Below are 3,350 nucleotides of genomic sequence, written 5' to 3' on the forward strand. Positions count from 1 at the left end.
GTCTCATCCGAGTGACATCGCGGCGTCTCCCAGCACACCTCCGACCGGCACCGAAAGACTGCACGTTGCCAGAGTGGTGACGCTTGCCTGTGGGGTTACGTGCATCTGTTCTTCACCGACCAGCGGAAGGCCTGGAAGGTCGGCCAGGTCGCTGGAGTGAAGCCCCTTGGCCCTACGGGTCGTACGCGCTTGTTTGTCAGCCGTCAGCGACACCTCAACGCGCGAACTCGGGGGCCTTCTCCGTGGGCAACGTGCGCATTGTCCGAAGCGGTGACAGGAAGTTGGGAAGGAAACTCAGCGTCATACCCGCTGCACCAATCCACAAAGTGCCTGCCGCTCCGAACACAGAGCCCGAGGCTCCACCCAAAAGCCCACCGAGAGGAATGCCACCCCAGGAAACAAACCGAGCCGTTGCGCTCATCCGACCCAGAAGCCGATCCGGCGTCAGGGCCTGCTGGAAGCTTGACTGAGCCACCACGCGGACGACTCCACCCAGCGACAGAGCCGCGAGTCCGATCGCAGCCACATACACGCTCCAACCCGCTCGCGCCAACGGCATGAGCGCGGTCAACGGACAGCTAACCAGCGACGCCAGCCAGATGACCGGACCGTGCCCCACCCGCTTGGAGACCCTGGTTGCCAACAGTGCGCCCAGCAAGGCACCACAACCCATCCCCGAGAAAATGAGGCCGAGACCAAAGGACTGGAGACCAATCTCCCGCTCCAAAAAAACCAGTAACATCGTCTGATACATGACCAGGAAGAGGTTGAATATCGCATCCCCCAGCATGATCGCACGGAGGGTAGGGTACTTGACGACGAACTTCAGCCCCTCCTTGATCTCGCGAGCCAATTGAGGATGTTCACTCGGCTCAGGCTTCTCTTCGCGTTTCCGGATAGTAATCGCGAGCAGCCCTGACATAGCCATCCCGGCCGAACTCACCAAAAGCGTTGCTGGAGCTCCAACCAGGCCGACCAGCGGCCCCGCCACCGTCGGCCCGCTGATACTGGTCACCGAGCGTATGGCCGACAGTTTTGAGTTTCCTTCCACGAGATTGCTGCGTCCCACCAAGTGCGGGAGATAGCTGATGTATGCAACATCGAAGAAAACAGTCAACACTCCATGAACCAAGGCGACTGCATAGAGCCACCAGATGGTGAGAAGGTCCGCCCACCATGCCACCGGAATCGTCAAGAGGAACAGTGCGCGAGCGAGATCAGTGTTGATCATCACCGATCGCTTCCGCATGCGGTCCACCCACGCGCCTGCCGGCAACCCGACCAGGAGCGATCCTGCCGAAGTCATCGCGGTCAGTAGGCCCACCTGGAACTCGTCGGCATGTAATGCCGCGATGGCGACCAGAGGCAAGGCCAGAAAGATGATGCGGTCGCCTAACTGGCCGAGCGCAGTGGCAGCAAATAATCGCCCGAAGTCCCGATTGCGTAAGAGGCCGAGCCGGGAGGATTTTGCCATGGAATACCTTACTGTCGAATTTTCGATGTCCCTCTAAATGGCTTCAATGACTACGGACGGTCGACTCCGAACTCGTAGACCACTTCCCGGCGCATGTCCGGAATGACCATGTCGGCCGTTTCTACCGGACGTCCGTCCGTGTCGAAGATGGTCCGCTCGATCTGCAGCACGAGGTCTCCCACGCTGATCCCCAGGAGGTTCGCCTGCACCTGGGTGGCACGGGCCGGGCGCGGCACCTCGACCACAGTCGAGATGACCACGCCAATGGAACGCATGCGCTCGACCACCCCCTTACCCGCCAGGGGACCCTTCTCGGGCAGCACAATTGGCGTTCCATCCGTGATAGCCATCGGCTCCCAGGATTCGGAAAGCTGGACAGGTTGCCCGTCGGCGAGGAACTCGTAATGCGTATTGACACAGGGGTCCCCGGGGCTGATGGCGAGCCGCTCGGCGATTGGCTCGGGGGCGGGGACGCGCACCTGGCTGTGTGAATCCCAGGCGTCGGCCCTGCCCCGCTCCCTCCTGTCCTGCCAGGGGGGAGAGCCCTCCCGGCGTTCGCGGTGTCGCGAGCGGACCAGCCGCAGGCGCTCTCGCGGCCTGCGGACGTAGGTGCCCGAGCCGGCGCGTCCTTCGAGGAGACCGTCGATGATCAAACGGTCCATGGCCCTCTGCATGACGTTGCGTCCGACCCCGTACTCCACGGCGAGCCGCGCCCGGGACGGCAGGCGCTCCCCGATCTCCCACTCTCCGGCGAGAATCCGTGCGCGCAGCACGTCGGCTACTGCGAGGTACGGCGCCTCTCGGGGCATGGATGATCCTCCGGTTGTCCTGCTCTATGGCAGCTGGTCATTCCCAGGGGGCGTTGGCAAGTTACTGCACCAGGAAAAAGCTGCTGGAGTAGAAATACGCTCCGAGCTCATGCGCCTACGGAGGCGGTCGTCAAGCAGACCACCTCGACCTGCTGATCGGCTGTCGGCCGCCAAGGTGTGGACCCGGCGTGCTGGTGCCGGGGCAACAGTCCGGCAGAACGGCCAGCTTCTGCTGGCTCAGCGGATGCACAGGGCTGGAGGAAAACCGAGAACTACTGGCAGTCGTGCACGGACGGATGGTGAAGTAACGAACCGTTACGCCGCGTCATACCTGCTCGTGGCGCTCTGCACGGGGCGGATAACCGCCTTGCCGGAATCGAGGTCAACAGAGCTGGGAGGTGCACCCGAGTCGGCGTCGTCCCGGAGGACAAGTTGGCGTTCCCGCTCCTGCTGCACGTGCCGCTGTGACGGATGGAAGAGCTCGCCCCACGCCTCACCAGCGGATGCTCCGCTGCCGCCGTGCCTCCGCCGCCGCCAGCCGACCCACGCAAAGAGGAACAACCACAAGAAGATGACGACACTGCCAATTGCAAGGAACAAGGGTTCTCGCCTTCCGGACACCGATGGTTCGTGCTGACAGTCTGCTGACCAGCGGGGCACGACCGCCAGTGCAGGCCGAGCCAATGACTTGGCGGTAAGAGCGGCAGATCAGCCGCCGGTGTCTCATGAGACACCTCGCAGTCTGGAGAACGACGGCCACAGAACGGTGCTGCGCCGTACCGATGAGACCGTAGTGCTGTACGCACGCTCCGGCCGGGTCGTCACCCAGCACTGGATGGACCTGGCGGTCGCCGGCATGGGACTCAGGCCGGACACGGTGCTGGACGGCGAGGCGGTGATCTGGCGGGACGGCCGGCTCGACTTCGCGGCCGCGCAGTCACGGGCCGCTTCGTCCGTGACCCGGGCCCGCGCCCTGGCGGCCCGGTACCCGGCCTCCTACATCTGCTGGGACGTCCTGCAGCACCCGGACCCGCAGATCGGCGACTGCCGAAGCCTGCCGTACACCG

General features: G+C 63.7%; 3 protein-coding genes and 1 pseudogene. 1 reads left to right on the top strand and 3 read right to left on the bottom strand.

Going from position 1 to position 3,350, the window contains the following annotated elements:
• Positions 1 to 214: 214 nt before the first annotated feature.
• The 3 genes from EES42_RS44140 to EES42_RS47515 form a co-directional block, all read right to left on the bottom strand.
• Positions 215 to 1,474: an MFS transporter gene (locus EES42_RS44140; RefSeq protein ID WP_124723805.1), complete on the bottom strand. Its 1,260-nt coding sequence runs from the start codon at positions 1,472 to 1,474 to the stop codon at positions 215 to 217.
• A 50-nt stretch (positions 1,475 to 1,524) separates the two neighbouring features.
• Complete coding sequence (locus EES42_RS44145; RefSeq protein ID WP_124723806.1) at positions 1,525 to 2,283, bottom strand: GntR family transcriptional regulator; 759 nt, start codon at positions 2,281 to 2,283, stop codon at positions 1,525 to 1,527.
• A gap of 315 nt (positions 2,284 to 2,598) precedes the next feature.
• On the bottom strand, positions 2,599 to 2,943 hold the full coding sequence (locus EES42_RS47515; RefSeq protein ID WP_346775447.1) for a DUF6191 domain-containing protein: 345 nt from the start codon (positions 2,941 to 2,943) through the stop codon (positions 2,599 to 2,601).
• A gap of 133 nt (positions 2,944 to 3,076) precedes the next feature.
• Here EES42_RS47515 and EES42_RS45510 point away from each other — a divergent pair.
• Positions 3,077 to 3,350 (top strand): annotated as a pseudogene (locus tag EES42_RS45510) (DNA ligase); the annotation flags it as partial.

Source organism: Streptomyces sp. ADI95-17 (assembly GCF_003846175.1).
GTDB lineage: Bacteria > Actinomycetota > Actinomycetes > Streptomycetales > Streptomycetaceae > Streptomyces > Streptomyces sanglieri.

Bases quoted from the DNA above. Each gene is read 5' to 3' on its own strand.
- EES42_RS44140 (WP_124723805.1), bottom strand. From the start codon at position 1,474: ATGGCAAAATCCTCCCGGCTCGGCCTCTTACGCAATCGGGACTTCGGG.
- EES42_RS44145 (WP_124723806.1), bottom strand. From the start codon at position 2,283: ATGCCCCGAGAGGCGCCGTACCTCGCAGTAGCCGACGTGCTGCGCGCA.